The organism is Gluconobacter sp. Dm-74, assembly GCF_018256135.1.
In the GTDB taxonomy this organism is placed as follows: Bacteria; Pseudomonadota; Alphaproteobacteria; order Acetobacterales; family Acetobacteraceae; genus Gluconobacter; species Gluconobacter cadivus.
In genome coordinates, this window is the sequence record NZ_JAERLX010000003.1 from 377,633 (window position 1) to 400,150 (window position 22,518).

A 22,518-nucleotide genomic window follows, 5' to 3' on the forward strand; every position below is an offset into this window, starting at 1 on the left:
GCCCCTGTCCTACTCCTGCGAGGGTTTGAGCGGAAGGGGGCGCTTTCTTTATGGGGGGCAGCGGGCGAGACGCATCTGAAGCAGCGTGAGGGCAGCCTGATGGAAACTGCGTTCGGGGTGTTCCCGGCAGTATTGGGCGAGAAAGGTTTGATCCTCGCGCACCACTTCGGCGTTTAGATCAAGTGTCATAACGCTCCTTCCGTCCTGGTGGCGGGCGGCGTTAACGGCCGTTACTACCCCGAGATACCAGTTGTAGAATATGACGCTTTTGGGGGATGCCGCGTCGGTGATGGCCTGTGTGAAATCCGCGCAGGACCGCGCCCCTGCGCCGTAAACCATGGGTCGCGGAAGGTCCGCAGGCGCTTTCTCGTCGACCACGACCTTGCCGTTCGGGTCCAGATCGTAGCGTTCGCCATTGTCGCCAACGACAACGGCTTTGAGGCGACGGCTGATCTGGACCATTTTGGCCATCTGCTGTTCATCGGGATATTTGCAACTGATGGCGTTTCCTGCCCAGTAGAACAATGTGTCTTCCGGCTTTTTGGAGGCGGTGGGATGATTGAGCCATTCCGCGTCCTGTGTTGGATATTTTCTGGGTTCGCTCGATACGGCGAACTGGAGTTCGTCATCCTTCTGGATGACGTCGAACCACTCTTCCAGCAACAGGGGGGTGCCGGGCCTACCAGACCAGATGGGGTTGCGCGTAATCTCTAGATTGTACCCCATGGAGGCATCCTTGAATTGCTGAACTATAACGTTCAAGACAGACTGAAAACGGATTTGTGGTCCATAGTCAAACTGTCTTCTTCATGTGAAAAATGGGTGTTGTGGTCCTCCATGTGAGGCTTCTGTGCTTTCATGGAAGGGAATTCGACAGGCACGCTCCTGAATGATTTCAATCCGCGTACGCGATTCGGGAACGATCTGCAGCGGATGATGTTGTCTTGCGGAGACCCGCGCCAGACAGCAAGAAGATAAGGAACCGCAGAACGCATGATTGAAAACTCTTACGTCAGGTCCATCAGACGGATCGGGCATCTGCTGGACTGGCTTCCGGCTCCGCTGGGCTCGATTCTGATTCTGGTGTTCGCGGCGGGTATCGCGCTGCTGTCCAGCCGCATCATTACGGATGCCCTCCCGCGGCTGCCAGGCCTGCGGCGTGTCCAGTTCATTCATGCCATTATTGCGCGGCTGCGGGCGCCTATCCGCAATGGTCTGATGATCATTGCCGCCAGTGCCGCCCTTCAGGCCACGATCGGCTTTACGGATGCAACGACCTCGTTTCTGGAACAGGTCTTCATTTGCCTTTTCATTCTCAATCTTGGCTTTGGCATCATCCGGACGTTCCGCCTGCTGACGGATCAGTATCTGACGCGAATCAGCGCCAAGGAGCATATGGATGATATCTCGGTCCGCTCGCACCAGACGCAGATCCGAGTTCTGCGCCGTCTGATCGAGATTTCTTTCGGTGTGCTGACGGTCGCGTCCTCGTTGATGGTGTTTCACTCGGTGCAGAAATTCGGCGTGTCGCTGTTTGCGTCTGCTGGTGCGGCATCCCTGATCGTCGGTCTGTCGGCCCGCCCGGCCCTGACGAACCTGATCGCGGGCATCCAGATTGCCGTCACCCAGCCGATCCGCATGGAAGACATGCTGATCCTCAACGGAGACTGGGCGTGGGTGGAGGAAATCAACGCGACCTATGTTGTTCTGCGGACGTGGGATCGCCGCCGCTATATCGTGCCGATCTCGTATTTCCTTGAAAATCCGTTCCAGAACTGGACGCACAGTTCGCCGTCCCTGATCGCCTCGCTGTTCCTGTGGCTGGACTACCAGACGCCGGTGGACCGCCTGCGGGAGATGTATTTCGAGGAACTGGCCAAATGCCCGGACTGGGATCAGGACAAGACCTCCATCGGCTGTCAGATCGCGGACAGCAATGCGCAGGTCATGTCCATCCGTCTGATCGCAGGGGCACCGGATGCGGATTCGATGTGGAATCTGGCCTGCGACATTCGCGAGCGCATGTTGCGTCGCCTGCGTCTGGAAATGCCGGAATGTCTGCCGCGTGGTCGCACGGCCATTGTCTCCGGTGCGCCGGATCAGAACGCCTGGCCGGATGCTCTGGTCGCCCCGCCGGTCAACCGGCCGCAGGATGGTCCCTATCGCGGCCCCGATATGCCGGGCTCGCCACCCGCCGCAATGCCGGGACGTGCCTGAGGCGAAGCGTTCAGGCAACGCGTCATGGGAATTTCAACACGAACGGCATGATCAGGCTGCCAATATCATTATGAGACTGGCATGATCTGAGGCATACTCTGACAAAGATTACCCGATCGCAACGAGGATATGCCGTTCGTGAAGCTCGTTACTGCCATCATCAAACCCTTCAAGCTTGATGACGTCCGCGAAGCCCTGACCCCGCTGGGTGTTCAGGGTCTGACAGTTACCGAAGTCAAAGGTTTCGGTCGCCAGAAAGGCCAGACCGAAATCTATCGTGGCGCCGAGTATCACGTCAGCTTCCTGCCCAAGCTCAAGATCGAGGTCGCCGTTTCCAACGCGATCGTTGAGGACGTGATTGAAGCCATCATGACCGCAGCCCGTACCGGCAAGATCGGTGACGGCAAGATCATGGTCTCCAGCCTCGATCAGCTCATCCGTATCCGCACGGGAGAAACCGGCGAGGGCGCGCTCTGATGCGCGCGCCCATCGATACGGGCGATACGGCCTGGATGCTCGTCAGTACGGCTTTCGTGCTGATGATGACCATTCCCGGTCTGGCGCTTTTCTATGGCGGCATGGTCCGCAAGAAAAACGTGCTGGCGACGCTGATCCAGTCTTTCATGATCTGCTGCATTGCCAGCCTCGTCTGGATGGTCGCGGGTTACAGCCTTGCGTTCTCGACCGGTTCGCCGTGGATCGGGGATCTGTCGCGCGTCATGCTGCATGGCGTGGCGGACAATTTCCGTGCAGGCGTTGATTCCGCCTTCACGCTGGGCGCTGGAACGCCCGCTGCCGTGACGATGACGATTCCTGAGAGCGTCTTCATGATGTTCCAGATGACGTTTGCCGTCATCACTCCCGCGCTCATTACCGGTGGCTATGCGGATCGCATGAAGTTTTCCGCCATGTGCCTGTTTAGCGTGGCGTGGCTTCTGCTCGTTTATGCCCCGGTCGCGCACTGGGTGTGGAGCCCGACGGGCTGGGTCGCCGGGCTTGGTGCGGTGGACTTTGCGGGCGGGACGGTCGTGCACATCAATTCCGGTGTGGCCGGTTTGGTCTGTGCCATCATTCTCGGCCGTCGCAAGGGTCTGGGGCATGAAGATTTTTCGCCCTTTAACCTGACTTACGCCATTATCGGCGCGTCCCTGCTCTGGGTGGGCTGGTTCGGCTTCAATGCCGGGTCTGCTCTGGGCGCCAATGGCCGTGCGGGCATGGCGATGCTGACGACGCAGGTCGCGGCAGCTGCGGGCGGTGTGGCCTGGATGGTTGTCGAATGGGCGCGGACGGGGAAGCCGACGGCTCTGGGCATCATTTCAGGTGCGGTGGCCGGTCTGGTCGCCATCACCCCTGCGGCGGGGTTCGTACTGCCGGGAAGTGCGGTCGTCATCGGCCTGATCGCCGGAGCGGGATGTTTCTGGAGCGCCACATGGCTCAAGCATCGTTTTGGCTACGATGACAGTCTTGATGCGTTCGGCGTTCATGGAACAGGTGGCATCATCGGCGCCATTCTGACGGGTGCGTTTGCCTATGGTCCGCTTTCGGCCACGGCGTCCAACCCGGAAGGAACGGTCGCCAGTGTTCATCAGGTCATCGCGCAGACCGAGGCCGTAGGGGTGACGATTGTCTGGTGTGTTATCATGACAACCGTGATCCTGAAGGTTCTGGATCTGGTGATGGGCCTGCGGGTGTCGCCGGACGAAGAGCGCGAAGGTCTCGACATGGTTCTGCACGGTGAGCGCATCAACTGATCGCGCTTCTCTGACGCTCAAGCTGCGGGGGGCTTTTATCTCCCGCCGATTTCAGAATGAAGGTTCTTTCTGCATGACGTTTACAAAAGCCTTTTCCGGCCTCTCCCTCGCCGCCTTGCTGGCCGCAGGACTGAGCGTCGCACCTGCTCACGCCCTGACCGCCAAGGAATGCCACGCCGCGTTCAAGACGGCCAAGCAGAACGGCTCCCTGAACGGCCAGTCCTATAAGGCATTCAAGGCCGCTTCCTGTGGCGATACGGCCAAGGCCGCTGCTCCGGCTGCCGCAGCCAGCGCAACGCCTGCCGCTGCTGCCCCAACAACGGCACCAACCACGACGGCCCCAGCCGCTCCTGCAAGCGCCGCGCCTGCGGACTCGTCTCCGGCTGGTACGAAAGCCCCGATTGCTCCGAAGGCTGCCGTTGCGTCCTCGGGCAATGTCGTGTTCCCGACCGCCATTTCCCCCGAGTTCAGCAAGCTCTCCGCCGGCCGTGCCCGCCAGAAAACCTGCGTCGCCCAGTACAACGCCAACAAGGCGAATGGCGGCAATGGGTCGCTGAAATGGATCCAAAAGGGCGGCGGCTACTGGTCTCAGTGCAATTCCCGCCTCAAGGGTGAATAATCTGACACCTTAGTCGAGCCTTATCGGCCTGAAAGCTCCTCCTTTGCGGGAGGAGCTTTTTTTATTTCTGAGGGTCAGTTCAAGGCATGCCCAGCTGATTTATGGAATTTCCGCAAGGTTTTCCGGGTTTCTGGTGAACAGTTTCGGAGTGTAACGTGTCGGTCAGTGGTGAAGGAAAGAAAGAGGGACCATGACATTACGATTTTGCGGAATAATCGGGCCGACCTCCGTTCTTGTCGCTCTTCTGTTCTGCGTTCCGGCCTCAGCCCGCGATTTGGGCGCGGCGAATGCTGTCGGTCTGTTTGGTCAGAGCTGTCTTTCCTTCACGGGTAACCCTTCCGGTTTGCGGGAATGGGCTGCACGCTATCACCTTCCTGAAGGACCGCCCCCGACGCGGGAGGGGTTTCTGCACGGCAATCAGGGACGTGTTTATGTGGCCAGTACGGTCTATGGACAGATGGCTCTTGTGTCGCTCGACAAAGGGTATTGTCAGGTCGTGATGCGGCAGGGAAACGTCGCAAACGTTCAGACGGAATTGCGGGATCAGCTTCTGGCCCGCCATGCCACGCTCAACCTTCTCCTGCAGCAGGATCCGCAGCGTGGCGCGGCTCAGAAAATTTTTGCCTATGAACAAGGTGCTGTGCATCTTCAGCTTTCCATCACGGCTCATGGAATTTCCGGGCCTGTGGCAGAAGTTATTCTGACATCGACATTGCCTCCCGAGAGTTCAGACCCGCCAGCGCGATCTCCTGCGTCAGCCGGTAACGGGTCTTAATATCGTCGGCAGAAGCTACCGAAAGAACAACCACCCACTGGCGTAGGACAGCCAGACGTCGTGATGGGCGAACCAGTCGGAGCCCAGCAGCATGTCGGCCTGATCGTGGACCGGGGCGACGGTCAGGACGGGACGGGTCCAGACGGTACCGCCCAGTTCGAAGCGTTTGAAATGGTGCCAGTGATAGGCGCGTTCGTGCAGATCCACGCCCGAGGTCATGCCGCCGGGATCAAGGGCGAGCTGCTCGTCCGTCAGGTCAAGGCGATGGGCGAAATCCGTGCTGACGATATGCGAGCGTGCGCCGCTGTCCAGAAGGGCCGTTCCGCTCAATCCATCCAGCGTGAAAGGCACTGTCAGGCGGCCTGAGATCCGGCGGACAGGCACACTTTTCCAGTGGCCGCTCCAGACGGGTGGGGGCTGGCAGGCATGGGAGCCCAGACGGACGCGCCATAATGTCAGGCGCTGGTGCGGGACGTCGAATTCCAGATCGTAATCCGCCAGCACATCCGCGCCGAGCAGCCCGAAAACGGGCGGCGTGATCATGGGAGAGCCGGGGAGGGCACCAACCGCCATCGTCCCGGCCCCGAGCGCAAGTTCTCCCGAACGGGGTGTGCCGAGTTTCAAATCCTGTATCCGGACGTTCGGCACGACACGCGGGGCACCGTTCGGGCCCTGCATCATTGTCCGATGCTGGGGATCGGGCGGTAGGTGGAAGGCTGCGACGCCCCTCGGAGTCATGAGGCTGCCTTCGGAGCCCGTATCGACGATCATCGAGGCATCATGGCCGTTCACTGTCACCGGGACGCTCAGATAGCCGCCATCATCGCGCAGTGGCAGCACGACGGCGCGGCTCATCTCGCAGACCGGCGCCGCCGGGGCGGTCGTCGTGCAAAGACCCAGAATCAGAGCAGCGGACAGGAGGCGTTTCATGACTCTTGATCCGCGCGGGGATGGGCTTTGCGCCAGACATCCAGCAGGTGTTTTTCGTCCGCCAGCGTATAGGCCTGCGTCGTGGACAGGCTGGCGTGGCCCATCAGTTCCTGAATGGTGCGCAAGTCTGCCCCGCCTTCCATCAGATGCGTGGCGAAGGAATGGCGCAGGGCATGGGGCGTTGCGGAATCGGGCAAACCTTCGCCTTTGCGCCAGTTCCGCATGGCGCGCTGGGCCACGCCGGGATTGAGACGTCCGCCCCGCACGCCGCAGAATAGCGGCGCATCGGGCGCGGGAGTTGGGTGGGCCGCTTTCCAGCTTTCCAGCGCCTCGATGACTGCCGGAAGCAGCGGCACGAGCCGTTCTTTGCCGCCTTTGCCCACCACGCGCAGCATGCTCTGTCCCGCATTCGTCAGGTCCCGGATGTCGAGTGACAGCGCCTCGCCGATCCGCAGCCCCGTGCCGTAAAGCAGCGTGAACAGCGCGCGGTCGCGCAGAGCGGCCTGACTGGTCTCGGCGTCATCGGAGATGCCTTCCGGGGCCGCTAGTGCCGCCTCCTGCCCCAGCGGACGTGGCAGGCGCTTTTTCATGCGCGGCATGGCGAGCAATGATGGTGCGGGATTGGACAGATCGTGCCGCAGGGCCAGATACCGGAAGAAGGAGCGCAGGGCCGAGACATGTCGCGCCCGCGAGCGTGCGCGCGAGTCGGCACTGGTGGCGCGGCGGGTCGGTTTTTCGCTGCGGGCCGTTTCATGCGCGAGCCAGGCGCGCAGGTCGGCGAGGGACAGCTTTCCCAGATCGGCCAGCGTGACTTCCCCGCTCAGATGCTGCTGGAAAAACGTCAGCGCCAGCAGGATGTCGTGGCGATACGCCTCGACCGTGCGCGGGCTGGAACGCTTTTCATGCGTCAGCCATTCGGTCCAGTCGCGCAGGGCATCGAGCGCCATCAGGGATGCGGTCATGGCATTTCGGAGCGGGGGAGGTTAGACACGGTCATGGCATCCAGCAGCCTATCCAAGCCTGATCCCCGGCGAAAGCCACCTTCCACCGGAACGCGCGTTTCGGTGCTCGTGCCGCTGCCGTTTCCAGGGCCGCTCGATTATCTCGCACCCATGCCGCTTGAGCCGGGAGACCTCGTGACGGTCCCGCTGGGGCGTCGTGAAACCGTGGGCTGCGTATGGGAAACCGATCGCACCCTGCCGCCAGATTTTGCGCTGCCGGTAGGGCGTGAACTCCCGCTCGAACGTCTGCGTCCCGTTGTCGGAAAGCTGGATGTGCGCCCGCTCCCGCAGAGCCTGCGCCGCTTCATCGACTGGGTGGCGGCCTATACGCTCACGCCGCCGGGGCTGGTTCTGGCGATGGCGACGCGCATTCATCTGAAGGATGCGCCCAAGCCCACTCTGGGCTGGGTGCGGACGGAAGCGCCGGAAGGCGATCTGCGGATCACGCCCGCGCGCCGGTCCGTGCTGAATTTTGCGTCTTCCACACCCATGAGCACTGCCGAACTGGGGGATCGCAGCGGGGCGAGTGCGGCCGTCATTCGCGGCCTCGCTACGGCCGGTCTGCTGCGGGAGGCCGTCATTGCTCCGGCTGCTCCGTTCGGTCTGCCGGATCCGGCGCATGGGGCGCCGAAACTCTCCGAAGAGCAGGCTGAGGTCGCGCAGGAATTGTGCGGCCCCGTCGAGGCCGGGCGGTTTCAGGTCACGCTATTGGAAGGTGTGACCGGATCGGGCAAGACGGAGGTTTATTTCGAGGCCGTGGCCTCCTGTCTGGCCAAGGGAAAGCAGGTTCTGGTCCTGCTGCCTGAAATCGCGCTTTCCGCCCAGTGGACGGACCGCTTCATCCGGCGCTTCGGAGCCGAACCTGCGGTCTGGCATTCCGATCTCGGAGCCAAACGACGGCGCGAGACATGGCGCGCCGTGGCGGAAGGGAGTGCGCGTGTCGTGGTCGGGGCCCGCTCGGCTCTGTTCCTGCCGTTTGCTGATCTGGGTCTCGTCGTGGTGGACGAAGAGCATGAAAGCGCCTTCAAGCAGGAAGAAGGCGTCATGTATCATGGGCGGGATATGGCGGTTGTTCGCGCCCGTTTGGCGGATGCACCCGCCATTCTTGTCTCCGCCACGCCATCGCTTGAAACGCTCGCGAATGTGGAGAGCGGCCGCTACCGGCATGAACTTCTGACCGCGCGGCATGGTGGGGCGACCCTGCCGGATGTGTCGCTGGTGGATATGCGGTCCGATCCGCCCGAACGCGGTCTGTTTCTGTCGCCCAAACTCTGCACCGCTATTGATGAGACGTTGGAGAAAGGGGAGCAGGCCATGCTGTTCCTCAACCGGCGCGGCTATGCGCCGCTGACGCTATGCCGGGCGTGCGGGCATCGGATGCAGTGTCCGAACTGTTCGGCCTGGCTGGTGGAACATCGGGCGCGGGGTATCCTGACCTGCCATCACTGCGGGCATAACGAGCGGATTCCCAAAGACTGCCCTGAATGTCATGCCGAGAATTCGCTCGTGCCCATCGGGCCGGGAATCGAGCGCATTACGGAAGAGGCCAAGCTGCGGTTTCCGGACGCGAAACTGCTGGTGATGTCGTCCGATACGCTTGGCTCCCCGGCTGCGACGGCGGAGGCGGTGCGGAAGATTTCGGACGGTGAGGTCAATCTCATCATCGGCACGCAGATCGTGGCTAAAGGCTGGCATTTTCCGAAACTGACACTCGTGGGCGTTGTGGATGCCGATCTGGGGCTTGGGGGTGGGGATCTGCGGGCAGCCGAGCGGACGGTGCAGCTTCTGCATCAGGTCGCGGGCCGTGCGGGGCGTGCGGAGCATCGCGGGCGCGTGCTGCTTCAGAGTTATGTGGGCGAACATCCGGTCATGACGGCGCTGGTCTCTAACGATTTCCAGACCTTCATGGAGCAGGAAGCCGAGCAGAGACGGCCCTCGTTCTGGCCGCCCTACGGACGGCTGGCCGCATTGATCGTGAGCGCGCCGAATGCGGATGCGGCGGACGCATTGGCGCGTGAGATTGCGTTCTCTGCGCCGGAACGGGAAGGGGTGCAGGTTCTGGGACCAGCTCCCGCCCCGCTCGCCGTCTTGCGTGGACGACACCGGCGCAGACTGCTGCTACGGACGATGCGGGGCATTGCCGTACAGCCGATCCTGCGTCAGTGGCTGGGAGATATCAAACCCACGGGCGGAGCAAAGGTCGATATCGATATCGACCCCATTTCCTTCCTTTAGGGCTGGAAAAATCAGCCCTTACGCTTGCGGAAGAACTCGACCGTGGCGGTCACGACTGCGATGACAGCCAGGATCTGCTGAAAATACGGGCGGAAACGCTTGGGTCCGAACGTCGCCATGGCCGTCATGCCAGCGAGGCCGATTTCACGGGCGCGCGTAGCCTTCTGACAGCAGGTCTTCATTTTGGAGCAACAGCTTTTCTTGGAGCTGACGTCTGCGATGGCGGTTTCGGCGGCGGGGGATGGCTTGGTCATACGGGATCTCCTGAAAAATGGAATCAGGGGATCAACACACAACATTACAAGGGGTTGCCAGAGCAGCACGTGTAAGCCATGGCGCAGAGACGTTAATCCTGCTGGCCGTCGCGGGCCTTTTCCAGTGTTTTAAGCTGCGTGTCGGAATCGGGCGATTTCGGGTTCAGAAGCAGCATCTGGTGGAAGGCCCGCAGGGCGGCTTCGGGTTCGTGCCGGTCATGTTCGGCTTCCGCGAGCATCCCCCATGCCGTGGGATCGCCGGGATCGGCCTGAAGGGTGACGCCCAGATCGGTGATTGCGCCATTATTGTCGCCCGCCGCCAGCCGGATGGCCGCACGCTGACGGTAGAGAATAGGCTGATCGGGCTGGATGGTGATGGCGGCGGTCAGATCGTCCTGAGCCTTCTGGAAATCATGTTTTTCCAGCGCATCATGCGAATCGGTAATGAGCATCTGCACGCTGCCGGTCAGGGCGCGGCTGCGGAGGCCTTCGGCACGTTCGGAAATCTCACCAGCCTGCTTCTCGTTCCCGGCCATGGCGAGCGCTTTTTCCGCGTCCATGAGGCGGTCATGAAGCGTTTTGCGCGGTGGGCGGGGCGCGGAGGCGGGCGGTTTGGCAGCCGGAGAGACTGCGGGGCCGGGCGCGGCAGGATTTGCGGCGCGTGCGGCCTGAACTGGCAGAAAAGTCAGGGCCGGGCTACAAAGCAGAACGGCGCCAGCCATCAGCCAGCGCCGTTTGTCCGTCATCCGGCAGACCAAGGGGTTCAGCCCTGGCGAGCCTTCATGCGCGGGTTCTTCTTGTTGATGATGTAAACGCGGCCGCGGCGGCGGACAACGCGGCAGTCCTTGTCGCGGACCTTGGCGGACTTCAGGCTGTTGCGGATCTTCATGGTTGCAGGCTCTCGACGGGTAAGGCCCTTGCGGACCGGACAGCGGGCCAAAACGCCCGCGAAAGAATGGCCCCGATTACCCATCCCGCCCTGTAGAGTCAAGCTGACAAGCCATCCGTGTGGCGGAATTCCTTGATGCTGCCGATTTGCAACAACCTGCAACAGCGTTGTTCAGGGTCTTTGTCCAGCCGGGATTTTCTCCTAACGTCAGTTTCATGATCAAGCGCCATTCCCGCCCCGCCCTGCTGCTGGCTCTTCTTCCTCTCGCCGTCGCCCTTGTCGCGCCCGTGGCCGCAAGAGCGGATGACGGAGAAGCCAAGACCAACGACGACGATCCGACGATCAACCAGCAGGGTTTCGCCATCAACAAGATCCTCCGGGTGCTCCAGACCAATCCGGATGCCGCGGGCGACTCCTGCATCAACGCGCTCAAGGAAATGCATCAGGCCCAGACGGCCCTGGGCAAGGAAGAGGGCAATGACCCCGAACACAATCAGGATATCGGCGTTGCGCGCGACGTTCTGTCCTCTGAAATGGAGGATGTCACGAATATGTGTGGTGCCGATGCACGGACCTACTGCCGCAAGGCCACCGATCATCCGGACCCCAAGCTGACAGCGGCCTGCAACGCCCTGCCCGCCGAAGAAGACTGAGTGGTGCGCTCTGGCAGAGGGATCGGGGCCGTCTGTCAAAACATGTCCAGAAGATTCGAGGACTAACTTTTCCGGCCCGCTGCTCTTAAGGTCGGAAGTCTGATTCTGGTAATGAGGGCCGTGGGACTGTTTCTGATGAAGTCTGTGTCGGGTGGGGAGCACCGCTCTTGACCGCTGCACTACAGTCAGTCTTTCGCCCCGGATGGGTCCAGTTCAGTCTCAGAACATGGTCTGCACTTGTGCTGGCGCTGGGAACGGCCTTCTGGTCCCAGCTTGATTCACCCGCCAGTGCGGGCGTGACGGTCATGATCCTCGCGCAGCCTCTGCGGGGACAGGCGCTGTCCAAGGCGTTTTACCGTCTGGCCGGGACCGTGCTTGGTGTCGGCGTTTCCATCATTCTGGTGGCGATGTTCAATCAGGAGCGCGCCCTGTTTCTCGGCGGCGCGGCCCTGTGGATTGCGGCCTGCGCGTTCGTGGGGTCGCTTGAACGCGATTTCCGCTCCTATGGCGCGCTGCTGGCGGGGTATACCGTCGCACTGGTTGCGCTCCCGACGATGGATGATCCGCAGAACATCTATCCCGTCAGCATCGCCCGCGCGTCTGATATCGCCATCGGCGTTGCGTCTATTGCGGTTGTGAACATTCTCTCCGGGTCCCCCGAAGCCTGGCGCAGGCTTTCGAAAGCCATGGAGACGCTGTCGCATCGCGTGAGACAGACGGGCAAGTCCGCCATTATGGGCGATCCGATTGCCACGCCTGAGGAAATGATCGGGTTGAGCGGCGAAATCCTCGCGCTCATGACCCAGATTTCCTACGCCAGAACAGAAGTCGAGCGCGGGCGTTTGCGGATGGCGGGCGCGCGGCTGGGCATTATTGGCATGCTCACGGTTCTGACCACGAGCCGTGCGATTGCATGGCTGCTGGAGACCGGCGGCATTTCCGACCTGCTGATCCGTCACGTTCGGGCCTGGCACGAGCGCTCCGAGGACGGCACGACCCGTCTTGAGACGATGGATACGATTCTGGATAAAATCCGTGCGGAAGACCCGGATTTCGTGCCTTCGGCGCGGGAGGCATGGTTTCTGGAGCGGTGTTCGACGCTTCTCAGCAACCGTTTGCATATCCGCACCGGCATGAACACGCTTCTGCGCGCCACACCGGCGGGCGATGCGCTGAAGCTGGCGCATCTTGCGAGCAATCCGGATTACGTGACGGCCTTCATCAACGCCATGCGCGTGTTGCTGGGCTTCAGCGTTGCGGCCGCTCTGTGTCTGGCCTCCAGCATCCCGGCCTCCGTGACATCCCTGTCCCAGACGGCGCTGGTCCTGACGCTGGCCTCCACCGCGATCGACACGGCGGAGTTCGGCAAGGGCGCTATTATCGGGATGCCCGCCGGTATTCTCGTGGCGGCGTGGCTGGATTTCATGATCCTGCCGCATGTGGGCAGCATGTTGAGTCTTGCGCTGGTGCTGCTGCCGCAGACCGTGATTTCCTGTCTGCTGTTGATGAACCCGAAAACCAGCGCCATCGGCTTTAATTATGGTGTGTTCTTTCTGGTGTTCATCGCGCTCGGCAACCATCACAACTACGATCCGCTGGCGTTCATCACGCGCAACACGTTCTATGCGATGGCGGCCGTGCTTTCTTTCGTATTGCTGGTGTTGCTCTGGCCACCGACCGCGCGACGGCACCGATTCCGGTTGGCGGTCTCCATCGCCCATGATCTGGAACTGCAGCTTGCCGGGCACGGCGAGCGGATGGGGCCGCCGCTTCTGAGCCGGAAATACGAACGCCTCAGCCAGTTCCTGATGTGGACGGACCGGCTGCACGATCCGGGGCTGCGTTCCCGTCGGGTTTTCAACCGTTTCGTCGCGTTGGAGGATTTTTCCAGCACCATTGCCCGCGTCCGGAATTATCTGGATCAGGCCGCGCATCTTCCCGGCCTCAAACCCATGGTTCGGCATGTGCGGCGTTTGCTGGCGCATGACAGGCTGGGTCTTTTGGAAGCTGAAATTCCCGAGCTTCAGGCCATGTTTTACGAACGGCTTTCAGACGGCATCCGCGAGGAGCAGTCCATGATCATCAACTGTATCGGCGGTCTGGAATCGGTGCGGACCATGGTGCGTCTGAACCGCTCAGCCGTGCATCACTATGGAATAGGACGCAAGCGATGGTGACGACACAGGTCGTTGACCTTGATGGCGTGCTGGTGTCGGCCTTCGTCATCAATCTGGCGCTGGCCCTGCTGACACTGGCCGTTCTGCGCTGGATTCTGGCCTGGTTCGATCTGTGGCGTTTTGTCTGGGATCCGCCTCTGGCCCAGTTCGGCATCCTGATCTGTCTGATCGGCCTTTACACTCTGATCCTCTGACCTTTTCCTGTTTCGAACCGAACCCAAGGTGACCGTCCCGTGCTTTCCAGTGCCCATCGCCTGATCCGCCTGACCATCACGCTCTGCATTCTTGCAGTGGCGGCGCTCGTGGTCGTCATTCTGTGGGATTACTACACCGCCTCGCCCTGGACGCGGAACGGACAGGTGCGCGCTCAGGTCGCCAATATCGCGCCGCGCGTTTCGGGACAGATCATCGAGGTTCTGGTGAAGGACAACCAGTTCGTTCACAAAGGGGAGGTGCTCTACGTCATCGACCCGTTCGATTTCAAGGTGGCCTTGGAGACGGCCAAGGCCCATGTGGCCGAGCGCAAGGCCGATCTGGAATTCCGCCTCGTGCAGTCCCAATGGCGCAAGGCCATTCCCGGTACTGCCGTTTCAGTTGAGGAAAAACGGCAGTACGAGGCGCTTTCGCAGCAGATGCAGGCCCAGTACGCCGCAGCCGAAGCTGCGGAGCATCAGGCCGAAATCAACCTTGAGCGAACGCAGGTCCGCAGTTCCATCGACGGCATCGTGACTAACCTCATCATGCGACCCGGCGATTTCGCCACCGCCGGTGTGGTGAATATCCACATCATCGACACCAGTTCCTACTGGGTGGACGGCTATTTCGAGGAAACCAAGGTTCATGATCTTGATGAGGGCGATCTCGTCCGTATGGATCTGATGGGTTACCACGACCCGTTGTTCGGGCATGTCGAGAGCATCACGCGGGGCATTGCCAGCAACAACGCGCAGGTGAACAAGCAAGGTTTGCCGGAAGTGGACCCGGTCTATACCTGGGTGCGTCTGGCGCAGCGTATTCCGGTGCGCGTGAAGATCGACAAGATCCCGGATGACCTGACGCTGGCCGCTGGCATGACGGCGACCGTGACCGTCGTGTCAGAAGAGGGCAACCGCCGCCACCGCTCCACCCACGCCGCCTTTCAGCATTTCGGCGACGACATCCGGCATCTGTTCGGGCATCGATAAGGATTGGGGAATAAAAGTTTCTGGTGAAGCTTATTTTCAATAAGCTTCGGCGTTCTGATCTCTTTTATAAAAAGGCGAAAATCAGGAATTTTTATTCTAGTTTCTCTTTCAATCGTTGCCTTGCTCGTGACTACGGTAGATTTTTCTGAATCGCTTTGACTGACCTCTACGATGGAAACGAATAATTCAAGGATATTAAAATGTGCACCAATATATTAGTCGGTGACATCATTCGCCCATCAGAAGAAGTCATCAGAAACTGTAGTAACCCACATCTCAGAAGATCTTTTTACGGATCTTTTTTGGCGCGGCGTCCAGCACTGGTTCTAAAAAGAACTGATGGATATTATCAGGACTCAGAAGAAGCTATAATTGCATATAAATTAAAAACCGGGGAATGGAGAGAGGAAAAGTGGAGAAAATGGTTAAAAAACTTTACTTTCGTAAAAAGACCTAATAACAGCGATGAATTGAATAAATTTCATAATTATAGGGGATTCACCAAGAATAGACATCTTACTATATACTTTGGAGTTAAGTGTTTTTTTATTCGGTCATGGCTCGGTGGAGTTGGTATAACTGACCCTGATGTTCCTTATCAATATGGCGATCATCCTATTGATCCATCAACGCTTGGAAAGAAAATACGTGTTGCATTTTCCCAAGTGCATGATTGTAATCATCTTCGACAGGACGGAAAGCTGCCTGAGGGATTTCTTGAAAAAATCAAGAAAAAATCATCTGAAAATATTAAAAATTCTGAAACTGAAATAATAAATAAATACAACATAAAACCAGAAAATTTCTGGAAAAAAACAAAAGAAATAAGTATACGGCAGTTACATGATTGCTATGTATTGAGAAAAAATGGATATCAATTTACGGAGGCCGACGAGTACGTAAGTATCTCTGTTAGCGATGAATTTCTTGGCATAAGTGTAATAGATTTTTCCGCCTCACCTAGAAGGAGCGAGAAATATTTTCGTACGAATAGATCTTATCTTTCTAGAATGTTACCATTTTTAAGCGATGATATATTAAATATAGATTTTTAATAAAAATAAAGAATGCATTTGAATATTTCCGAAGCTATTTTATACTATATTATAACAAATATAGTATTTTAGGTCCGTGCTCTAAGAGTGGACCTAAAAAGACCTTTATTATTTCCTTAATAACCGTCACTCACTAAGTGCGACCTATCGCCCAGATGGCGAAGGCCTGAACGAGGGCGACTTCTTCCAGGCGTTTAAAGCGGCCTGACGAACCGCCATGTCCGGCTTCCATGTTGATACGGCACAGGAACGGGCCGCCGGACGTGACTTCGCGCAGTTTGGCGATCCATTTCGCGGGTTCCCAGTAGGTCACGCGCGGGTCGGACAGGCCACCCATTGCCAGAACCGGTGGATAGGTTTTGGCGGTGATGTTGTCATAGGGCGAGTAGCTGACGATCAGGTCATAGGCCGCCGCGTCTTCCAGCGGATTGCCCCATTCCGGCCATTCCGGCGGTGTGAGCGGCAGGGAGACGTCGGACATGGTGTTGAGCATGTCGACGAACGGCACCTGCGCGGCAATGCCTGCGAACAGTTCGGGCGCCATGTTCGTGATTGCGCCCATTAGCAGACCACCGGCCGACCCGCCCTGCGCGACGATGCGTCCTGCCGAACCATAGCCTTCCGACACGAGATGTCGGGCGCAGGCGATGAAGTCGATGAAGGTGTTGGGCTTCTTTGTCCCGCGACCGTCCAGAAACCAGTTCCAGCCCTTTTCGGAGCCGCCGCGGACATGGGCGATGGCGTGAATCCAGCCCCGGTCCACCAGGCTGAACACGGTCGTGGAGAAATCGGCATCCATGGCGATGCCGTAAGAGCCGTAGCCATACAGAAGCAGGGGTGCTGAGCCGTCCAGAACCTGACCTTTGCGCATCAGGACCGTGACGGGAACCTGCGCGCCGTCAGGCGATGTTGCGAACAGGCGGCGCGTTTCGTAGCGGCTTGCATCATGGCCGGACGGGACTTCGCGGATTTTGCGGAGGGTGCGCGCGCCGCTGGCCATGTCGTAATCGTACCAGTGCGCGGGATTGGTGGGGGACTGGTAGATGTAGCGCAGGATCGGAGCGTCATATTCCAGCGTGCCCAGCATCGTTAGGTCATAGGCCGCTTCGTCCATGCCGATGGCCTTGGCCTGCGCGCGGATATCGCCTCGCGTGCCTTCGGGGACCACGAGAATATGGATGTTCCCGTCCCGCCGCTCGGCCCAGGCCAGATGCCCGCGTGAGGCGCTGGCGCCCAGCAGGTAATGTCCTTCGCGGTAGGGGACGAACGGCGTCCAGTTCTCGCGTCCAGTGGCCGTGTCGGGTGTTTGCATGAACTGGAAGTCCACGGCGCCACCGGCATTGGTCAGGATGATGAAGCGGTCATTCCAGTGCGTCAGGGAATAGCGCTCGCCCCGTACCAAGGGTGCTGCCACGACAGGCAGGGTCGTCGGATCGGAAGCCGGGATGAGCAGCGTTTCGTTCGTATCATGGTCGCCGCGTTCAATGACGATCCATTTGCGCGACGCGCTGACGCCGATGCTCAGGAAGAAGCCCGGATCGGTTTCGTCGAAGACCAGAACATCCTCGCCCCCCGTCAGCGGGCGGCGATAGATTTTCGAAGGACGGCCATTATCGTCGCGGTAGATCCAGAACAGCCACTGGCTGTCCGGTGAAATGGCGAAGCTGCCCGTCGTGCTGGGGACGGGTTCGGCGCAGAGCGTGCCGGTTTCCAGATCCGCGACCTGAATACGGTAGACCTCGGAGCCCTGAATGTCTTCCGCATAGACGAAATAGCGGTGATCGGGGGAGTGGTCCGTCTGCGAGAGCGCGTAATAGTCATGCTGTTTGGCCAGCGCATCGGCATCGAGCAAAACCTGCTCCGCTCCGCCGCCGCGTGGGGAACGCACCCGCAGCGGATGCTGGGCACCGTCTTCAAAGCGCACGGAATATTCCCACGGGCCGTCGGGAACCGGGACCGAGGATTCCGCAGGCGGAATACGGCCGATCATTTCCTGAAGCAGCGTCTCGCGCAGAGGCTCCATCCCGGCCAGAACGGCCTCCGCGTAGGCGTTCTCCGCCTTCAGATGCGTGGCGATATCTTCGCGCAGAACGGACGGGTCCCGCAGCACCTGCTGCCAGTTCTCGTCCTTCATCCAAGCATAGGAATCCGTGCGGGTCCGGCCAAGCTGCGTGGTGCTCAGTGGCTCACGACGGGCGACGGGAGGGACGGGTGCGGCGGAGTGGGCATCGGGGCGCTGTGACATGACCAAACTGTGACGCAGAAACGCCCGGCATTCAATCGGACTTTGACTGGAAAAGAAGCCTCCCAAGAAACTGTAACTGCTCTCAAGTGTTATTCAGGGCAACGGAGCGTTCTCAAAGATGCTCCAGACCGGATGAATTCTGTTTCTCCTTTTGGGGTGCAAACAGAACATCCTGTGATGTGGAAAGAAGAGTATCATGATTTCAAGCAAGTATTTTGCTGTTCTTGCCGCTGCTGGCCTGAGCATTTCCGGTGCTGCCGTCGCCCAGACCGTCCCGCAGGTTCCGCAGAGCAGCCCTGTGGTGACCATCCCCGCCGGAACGCAGGCCCGACTGCCCGGCGCTCATGTTCAGGCTGTCGCAGGTGGCAAGAATGTTCTGAGTGCTGCGTCACCGGGCGTTCTGGGTGCTGATGGCCTCCCGTCCATCGAGGGCGCGCAGGCTGGCAATATTGCCGGTCTGACCTACTATTGTACGCATCATAAGCTGGTGCTCGGAACATCACCGATCGTCGCGGCTCGCAAGATCGCCAAGCGCCCGGATGTCCACAGTGACGAGTTCTACTCGCTGGGCGGCAAGGGGCTGCTTCAGATGACGGACGGTAACGTCTTTGATATCGGCACCCTCTCCAAGGACAAGCGCGTTACGACGTGCAACGACCTTGTTAAGAAAGCCCAGTCTTTCAAGTAATTGATACGGCCTACGGGTCTGCAATAAAAAACGCCCCGGCTACGATGGCCGGGGCGTTTTTTATATTGCGAAGTTCTGTAGTTTTTAGGCTGCAAGCTTTTCCATGAGGGCCAGACCTTCGGCACTGCCCAGAACCGCAGCTTTTTCCTGACGGGAGAGGCGCTCCAGCGCGATCTGGAGTGACGGAGCTTCCCGTAGTTTGAGCAGACCGACCAGAAGATGGGCGTCGATCGGGCTGCCGGGGCTACGGGCCGGAGGAAGCGCGCCTTCATGGGCGTTGAGAAGGGCCGCGTTCTGGCGGAGGGCGGCAAAGGCTTCTTCCGGCGGCGCATCGGGAGCATGGGCAGCGCGTTCACGCGCGGCGTCATTTGCGGCGGCAAGCTGGAGGATCGGCGGAGGAGCAGTTTCCTCCTCGATCAGCAGAAGCCCGGCCCGACGCAGGCCCAGACCGACGTCCCGGCTTGCGGTCAGCGCGGCCAGCGGGATGGCCAACACCAGTCCGAGCAGCACCGGCGTCATCCATAGGAACAGCGCCTGTGAGACCGACCATGCTGCAATCGCCAGAAGCAGGCCGAACACAGTGTAGATCCAGTAGCCGTGCGCCACGTCCTTCAGCGAAACCCGGCCATCGTCACGATTCTGTGCGTTCCATCCAGAATCCCGACCCAGCAGGATCGAAATGACGCCGGATGTCTGGATCAGCATGGCAATCGGCGCAATCAGGCCGCCGATCAGGGTTTCGAGCACGATAGACACCGCAAGCCGGAAAACGCCGCCAGAACCCTTCAGGGCCGCGCGATCGAACATCATGGCAATGAAGGCCAGAGCTTTCGGTGCGAGCAGAATGCCCATCGTCCCAATGAAGACGAGCTTGGCCTGCACCGGATCAACACGTGGCCAGTGCGGATAGAGCGTCGGGGTCGAGCCGAAATATTCGGGATGGTAGAAATGAGACTGGAGCGAAATCAGGATGCCGAACAGCAGGAATAGCAGCCAGAGCGGGGACATGATGTAGGACCCAATGCCCGTCAGCATATGAACGCGGCTGACCCAGTGCATGCCTTTTGTGCCGAGAATCTTGCTGTGTTGCAGATTGCCCTGACACCAGCGGCGGTCGCGGATGGCGACATCTGTCAGCGAGGGCGGGCTTTCTTCATAGGAGCCGAACAGTCCCGGCACCATGTGGATGGCCCAGCCGCCACGGCGCATGAGGGCGGCTTCCACGAAGTCATGGCTCAGGATATGGCCGCCGAAAGGCGGACGGCCCTTCAGATGCGGCAGCCCGGCCTGTTCAGCGAAGGCCTGTGTGCGGATGATGGCGTTATGGCCCCAGTAATTGCCTTCCGAGCCGTGCCACCACGCAATGCCATGCGCGATCAGCGGCCCGTAAACGCGGCCTGCGAACTGCTGCATCCGGGCAAAAAGCGTACGACCACCGACGATGACCGGAAGCGTCTGGATCAGTCCCACGCCCTCATGCTGTTCCATGGCCGCCGTGATCCGGACGATCAGGCTGCCATCCATCACGCTATCTGCATCGAGGGTGAGCATCTGCTGGTAGGAGGCGCCGAACCGCGTCACCCAGTCGCCCAGATTGCCCGCTTTGCGGTCCGTATTCTTGTGGCGGCGGCGATAGAAGACGCGCTTTTCGCCGTTCGTGGCTTTGCGGAACTCAAGGAAGGCGCGCTCTTCCTGCACCCAGACGTCCGGATTGGTCGTGTCGGACAGGATGAAGAAATCGAAGGCGTCGATCTGTCCCGTCGCCAGAATGCTGTCATGAATGGCGCGCAGACCCGCGAGAACGCGCGTCGGGTCCTCGTTATAGGTCGGCATCAGGACGGCGGTGCGGTTTTTCAGTTCCGGCAGCGGCCCCGTCCGGTGGATGCCAAGTCCGAGCCCGCCCCGCCGGATCAGCGAGACGAAGCCGCCGAGGCAGGACATGAAGGACAGGGCGATCCAGAAGGCGAGAATGGCGAACAGGATCAGGATGATGACACCGAGCGCCGAGACGCCCAGTGAGTTGAAAACCTGATTGATCCTGTAAATGCCATAGCCCGTCAGCAGCATCGCGCCACCGAAGACGAACAGACGGCGTGCCCAGAGGAACGAAGGCGTCGTCGGCAGCGGATCGAAGGGCCGGCCATGACGGTCCGGCTGCTGTTGAAGGTTCTGCGGCTTCATTGCCAGCGGCGCTTCAGGCGGCAGGAAGGGGGCGGCTTCCGGGGTGGCGTGAGAAGACAATTCGGTCACGGCGTCCAACGATACATCCATTTTTCTGAAACCGGACCCTGATCATTGGCGAGCTGGGCCTGAAGTTCGCAGCTCTTCGCATCGCCCGGCACGAATTCAAAGGTCGCGCGCCAGCCCTGGATTTCCGGGTTCGGTTCCACGACGACATTGCGGATCGTACCAGGGCTGGCCTGTGTGATCAGATGGAAATTCGTACCCGGTGGCACGTTCTGGAAGGGCGCGCCCGTGAAGTCGATCGCGAAGAATCGGGCTTCGGGATGATCGGTCACGCTTCCGATCCGCGTTGAAGCAACGCGTGCCATCTGGGTCGGCCACGGCGTGTCCCAGCCCCAGTACATTCTGTAGATGTAGCTGTATTCCTGACCGCCCTTCATGGGCTGTTTGGGGCGCCAGAACGAGACGATGTTGTCGTTCACCTCGTTGGGGGTCGGGATCTCCACCAGATCGACAGCGCCGTCGCCCCAGTTGCCGATGGGTTCGATCCAGAGAGACGGGCGCTTCTGATAGTTGAGCGCCAGATCCTCGTAATCATGGAACGAGCGCTTGCGCTGCATCAGACCGAAACCATGCGGGCTGCTGTCTGCGAAGGCCGAGAACTGAAGGTCGGTCGGGTTGGTGAGGGGGCGATAGAGCTGTTGTCCAGCGCCCGTCCAAATCTGGAGGGCCTCGCTGTCATGCGCGGCAGGGCGCCAGTCATCGACGTGATTGCGAGCGTTCGCGTCGAAATAGAACATGCCCGTCAGAGGGGCGATGCCGGATTCCGTAATGTCCTGACGCGGGAACAGCGAAGACTGAACGTCAAAGACGGTCGTATCGCCCGGACGGATGGTGAAGCGGAACGCACCGGTCAGGGACGGGCTGTCGAGCAGCGCGTGAATGACAATGGACTCAACGCCCGGTTCCGGTTTTTCGATCCAGAACTCCCGGAATAGCGCGAATTCCTCGCCTTTGGGGTTGCCGGTGCCGTTTGCGAAAGCGCGGGCCGACAGACCGTAATTCTGACCCTTGGCCACGGCCCGGAAATAGGATGCGCCGAGGAAGACCGCGCATTCTTCCATCATGCCGGCCGTGTTGATGGCATAGCGCAGACGCAGCCCGGCGTAGCCGAGATCGTCCGTAACGCGCAGAACGGGGTTGGCATAGGTGAAGGCGTCAGGGTCGTAGGGAATGGGGGTGGACTGTCCGCCCGTGACTTCGTTCATGCCGATCCGAGGCTTGTACAGGAAGCCGCGTGGGAAAAACTCCACGTCGAACGCCAGATTCTGGCCGTGCCACAGGGCTTTATCGGGATTGAAGGCAATGCTGCGGAACTGGTCGAAATCCATGTTCGCAATGGCACTGGGAAGTGTTTGGGACGGGGGGGAATAAGCCTTTTTCGACAGGCGCTGCGCTACCAGCCGAACTGTGCCATCGTCAAACGGGGTCGCCTGCGGTGCAGGGGGTGTAACGGGCTTGGTGGCAGCCAGAGGAGCAGTGGCCAGAGGAGCTGTGGACTGGGCATGGGCCATACGGGAGGCTGTTCCTAGAAGGGTCAGTCCGGCCCCAAGCTTGACCAGATCACGGCGCAGGATACTCATACTTTTCCCAATATCCCT

General features: G+C 59.9%; 21 protein-coding genes. 12 read left to right on the top strand and 9 right to left on the bottom strand.

The window, feature by feature from the left end; genetic code table 11:
- Positions 1–48: 48 nt before the first annotated feature.
- Entirely contained in the window at positions 49–726 is a 678-nt protein-coding gene (locus JK208_RS07275) for a hypothetical protein (RefSeq protein ID WP_211575168.1), read from the bottom strand.
- 267 nt (positions 727–993) lie between these two features.
- On the opposite strand from JK208_RS07275, the gene JK208_RS07280 reads away from it, so the two are divergent.
- The 5 genes from JK208_RS07280 (at position 994) to JK208_RS07300 (ending at position 5,362) form a co-directional block, all read left to right on the top strand.
- Positions 994–2,217 carry a mechanosensitive ion channel family protein gene (locus JK208_RS07280; protein WP_194261225.1) on the top strand — a complete coding sequence of 408 codons (1,224 nt, stop codon included), beginning with the start codon at positions 994–996 and terminating at the stop codon, positions 2,215–2,217.
- A gap of 138 nt (positions 2,218–2,355) precedes the next feature.
- A complete protein-coding gene (locus tag JK208_RS07285; RefSeq protein WP_174694216.1) occupies positions 2,356–2,694 on the top strand; it encodes a P-II family nitrogen regulator in 339 nt (112 codons plus the stop codon).
- Positions 2,694–3,968: an ammonium transporter gene (locus JK208_RS07290; RefSeq protein WP_194253873.1), complete on the top strand. Its 1,275-nt coding sequence runs from the start codon at positions 2,694–2,696 to the stop codon at positions 3,966–3,968. The genes JK208_RS07285 and JK208_RS07290 overlap by 1 nt, the downstream gene beginning before the upstream one ends.
- Before the next feature lie 73 nt (positions 3,969–4,041).
- Complete coding sequence (locus tag JK208_RS07295) at positions 4,042–4,587, top strand: hypothetical protein (RefSeq protein WP_211575169.1); 546 nt, start codon at positions 4,042–4,044, stop codon at positions 4,585–4,587.
- Between the two features lie 190 nt (positions 4,588–4,777).
- Positions 4,778–5,362 (top strand): NMCC_0638 family (lipo)protein, encoded by a 585-nt coding sequence (locus JK208_RS07300; protein WP_211575170.1) that lies wholly within the window; start codon positions 4,778–4,780, stop codon positions 5,360–5,362.
- Positions 5,363–5,377: 15 nt separating this feature from the next.
- Here the strand turns inward: JK208_RS07300 and JK208_RS07305 are convergent, their stop codons facing one another.
- Both JK208_RS07305 and JK208_RS07310 read right to left on the bottom strand, forming a co-directional pair.
- Positions 5,378–6,292, bottom strand: a complete 915-nt coding sequence (locus JK208_RS07305) for a retroviral-like aspartic protease family protein (RefSeq protein ID WP_211575171.1) — start codon at positions 6,290–6,292, stop codon at positions 5,378–5,380.
- Positions 6,289–7,242: a tyrosine recombinase XerC gene (locus JK208_RS07310; protein ID WP_211575285.1), complete on the bottom strand. Its 954-nt coding sequence runs from the start codon at positions 7,240–7,242 to the stop codon at positions 6,289–6,291. The genes JK208_RS07305 and JK208_RS07310 overlap by 4 nt, the downstream gene beginning before the upstream one ends.
- A gap of 45 nt (positions 7,243–7,287) precedes the next feature.
- Between JK208_RS07310 and JK208_RS07315 the strand changes: the two genes are divergently transcribed.
- Complete coding sequence (locus tag JK208_RS07315) at positions 7,288–9,528, top strand: primosomal protein N' (RefSeq protein WP_211575172.1); 2,241 nt, start codon at positions 7,288–7,290, stop codon at positions 9,526–9,528.
- A gap of 11 nt (positions 9,529–9,539) precedes the next feature.
- Here the strand turns inward: JK208_RS07315 and JK208_RS07320 are convergent, their stop codons facing one another.
- The 3 genes from JK208_RS07320 to ykgO all read right to left on the bottom strand — a co-directional run bounded on the left by JK208_RS07320 (position 9,540) and on the right by ykgO (position 10,671).
- Positions 9,540–9,782, bottom strand: coding sequence for a hypothetical protein (locus JK208_RS07320; protein ID WP_194266908.1), 243 nt, complete (start codon positions 9,780–9,782; stop codon positions 9,540–9,542).
- A 92-nt stretch (positions 9,783–9,874) separates the two neighbouring features.
- Positions 9,875–10,528: a tetratricopeptide repeat protein gene (locus tag JK208_RS07325; protein WP_249201991.1), complete on the bottom strand. Its 654-nt coding sequence runs from the start codon at positions 10,526–10,528 to the stop codon at positions 9,875–9,877.
- A gap of 17 nt (positions 10,529–10,545) precedes the next feature.
- On the bottom strand, positions 10,546–10,671 hold the full coding sequence (gene ykgO, locus JK208_RS07330) for a type B 50S ribosomal protein L36 (RefSeq protein WP_007281615.1): 126 nt from the start codon (positions 10,669–10,671) through the stop codon (positions 10,546–10,548).
- Between the two features lie 215 nt (positions 10,672–10,886).
- On the opposite strand from ykgO, the gene JK208_RS07335 reads away from it, so the two are divergent.
- From JK208_RS07335 to JK208_RS07355, 5 genes are all read left to right on the top strand, one after another.
- Entirely contained in the window at positions 10,887–11,324 is a 438-nt protein-coding gene (locus tag JK208_RS07335) for a hypothetical protein (RefSeq protein ID WP_211575173.1), read from the top strand.
- A 167-nt stretch (positions 11,325–11,491) separates the two neighbouring features.
- Complete coding sequence (locus tag JK208_RS07340) at positions 11,492–13,501, top strand: FUSC family protein (RefSeq protein ID WP_211575174.1); 2,010 nt, start codon at positions 11,492–11,494, stop codon at positions 13,499–13,501.
- Complete coding sequence (locus JK208_RS07345; RefSeq protein WP_062027417.1) at positions 13,495–13,695, top strand: DUF1656 domain-containing protein; 201 nt, start codon at positions 13,495–13,497, stop codon at positions 13,693–13,695. The genes JK208_RS07340 and JK208_RS07345 overlap by 7 nt, the downstream gene beginning before the upstream one ends.
- A gap of 39 nt (positions 13,696–13,734) precedes the next feature.
- Positions 13,735–14,685: an HlyD family secretion protein gene (locus JK208_RS07350; RefSeq protein ID WP_062027419.1), complete on the top strand. Its 951-nt coding sequence runs from the start codon at positions 13,735–13,737 to the stop codon at positions 14,683–14,685.
- Between the two features lie 200 nt (positions 14,686–14,885).
- Positions 14,886–15,740, top strand: coding sequence for a hypothetical protein (locus tag JK208_RS07355; RefSeq protein ID WP_211575175.1), 855 nt, complete (start codon positions 14,886–14,888; stop codon positions 15,738–15,740).
- A 133-nt stretch (positions 15,741–15,873) separates the two neighbouring features.
- On the opposite strand, the gene JK208_RS07360 is transcribed toward JK208_RS07355, so the two are convergent.
- Positions 15,874–17,985 carry a S9 family peptidase gene (locus JK208_RS07360; RefSeq protein ID WP_211575176.1) on the bottom strand — a complete coding sequence of 704 codons (2,112 nt, stop codon included), beginning with the start codon at positions 17,983–17,985 and terminating at the stop codon, positions 15,874–15,876.
- Between the two features lie 196 nt (positions 17,986–18,181).
- On the opposite strand from JK208_RS07360, the gene JK208_RS07365 reads away from it, so the two are divergent.
- Positions 18,182–18,673 (top strand): DUF2501 domain-containing protein, encoded by a 492-nt coding sequence (locus JK208_RS07365; protein ID WP_194266898.1) that lies wholly within the window; start codon positions 18,182–18,184, stop codon positions 18,671–18,673.
- A gap of 84 nt (positions 18,674–18,757) precedes the next feature.
- On the opposite strand, the gene mdoH is transcribed toward JK208_RS07365, so the two are convergent.
- Together mdoH and JK208_RS07375 are read right to left on the bottom strand one after the other, a co-directional pair.
- Positions 18,758–20,944 (bottom strand): glucans biosynthesis glucosyltransferase MdoH, encoded by a 2,187-nt coding sequence (gene mdoH / locus JK208_RS07370; protein ID WP_211575177.1) that lies wholly within the window; start codon positions 20,942–20,944, stop codon positions 18,758–18,760.
- Positions 20,920–22,500, bottom strand: coding sequence for a glucan biosynthesis protein (locus JK208_RS07375; RefSeq protein ID WP_211575178.1), 1,581 nt, complete (start codon positions 22,498–22,500; stop codon positions 20,920–20,922). Before JK208_RS07375 ends, mdoH begins: the two co-directional genes overlap by 25 nt.
- Between the last annotated feature and the right edge of the window lie 18 nt (positions 22,501–22,518).

Bases quoted from the DNA above. Each gene is read 5' to 3' on its own strand.
- JK208_RS07275 (WP_211575168.1), bottom strand. From the start codon at position 726: ATGGGGTACAATCTAGAGATTACGCGCAACCCCATCTGGTCTGGTAGG.
- JK208_RS07280 (WP_194261225.1), top strand. From the start codon at position 994: ATGATTGAAAACTCTTACGTCAGGTCCATCAGACGGATCGGGCATCTG.
- JK208_RS07290 (WP_194253873.1), top strand. From the start codon at position 2,694: ATGCGCGCGCCCATCGATACGGGCGATACGGCCTGGATGCTCGTCAGT.
- JK208_RS07295 (WP_211575169.1), top strand. From the start codon at position 4,042: ATGACGTTTACAAAAGCCTTTTCCGGCCTCTCCCTCGCCGCCTTGCTG.
- JK208_RS07300 (WP_211575170.1), top strand. From the start codon at position 4,778: ATGACATTACGATTTTGCGGAATAATCGGGCCGACCTCCGTTCTTGTC.
- JK208_RS07305 (WP_211575171.1), bottom strand. From the start codon at position 6,292: ATGAAACGCCTCCTGTCCGCTGCTCTGATTCTGGGTCTTTGCACGACG.
- JK208_RS07315 (WP_211575172.1), top strand. From the start codon at position 7,288: ATGGCATCCAGCAGCCTATCCAAGCCTGATCCCCGGCGAAAGCCACCT.
- JK208_RS07320 (WP_194266908.1), bottom strand. From the start codon at position 9,782: ATGACCAAGCCATCCCCCGCCGCCGAAACCGCCATCGCAGACGTCAGC.
- JK208_RS07325 (WP_249201991.1), bottom strand. From the start codon at position 10,528: ATGACGGACAAACGGCGCTGGCTGATGGCTGGCGCCGTTCTGCTTTGT.
- ykgO (WP_007281615.1), bottom strand. From the start codon at position 10,671: ATGAAGATCCGCAACAGCCTGAAGTCCGCCAAGGTCCGCGACAAGGAC.
- JK208_RS07335 (WP_211575173.1), top strand. From the start codon at position 10,887: ATGATCAAGCGCCATTCCCGCCCCGCCCTGCTGCTGGCTCTTCTTCCT.
- JK208_RS07345 (WP_062027417.1), top strand. From the start codon at position 13,495: ATGGTGACGACACAGGTCGTTGACCTTGATGGCGTGCTGGTGTCGGCC.
- JK208_RS07355 (WP_211575175.1), top strand. From the start codon at position 14,886: ATGTGCACCAATATATTAGTCGGTGACATCATTCGCCCATCAGAAGAA.
- JK208_RS07360 (WP_211575176.1), bottom strand. From the start codon at position 17,985: ATGTCACAGCGCCCCGATGCCCACTCCGCCGCACCCGTCCCTCCCGTC.
- JK208_RS07365 (WP_194266898.1), top strand. From the start codon at position 18,182: ATGATTTCAAGCAAGTATTTTGCTGTTCTTGCCGCTGCTGGCCTGAGC.
- mdoH (WP_211575177.1), bottom strand. From the start codon at position 20,944: ATGGATGTATCGTTGGACGCCGTGACCGAATTGTCTTCTCACGCCACC.
- JK208_RS07375 (WP_211575178.1), bottom strand. From the start codon at position 22,500: ATGAGTATCCTGCGCCGTGATCTGGTCAAGCTTGGGGCCGGACTGACC.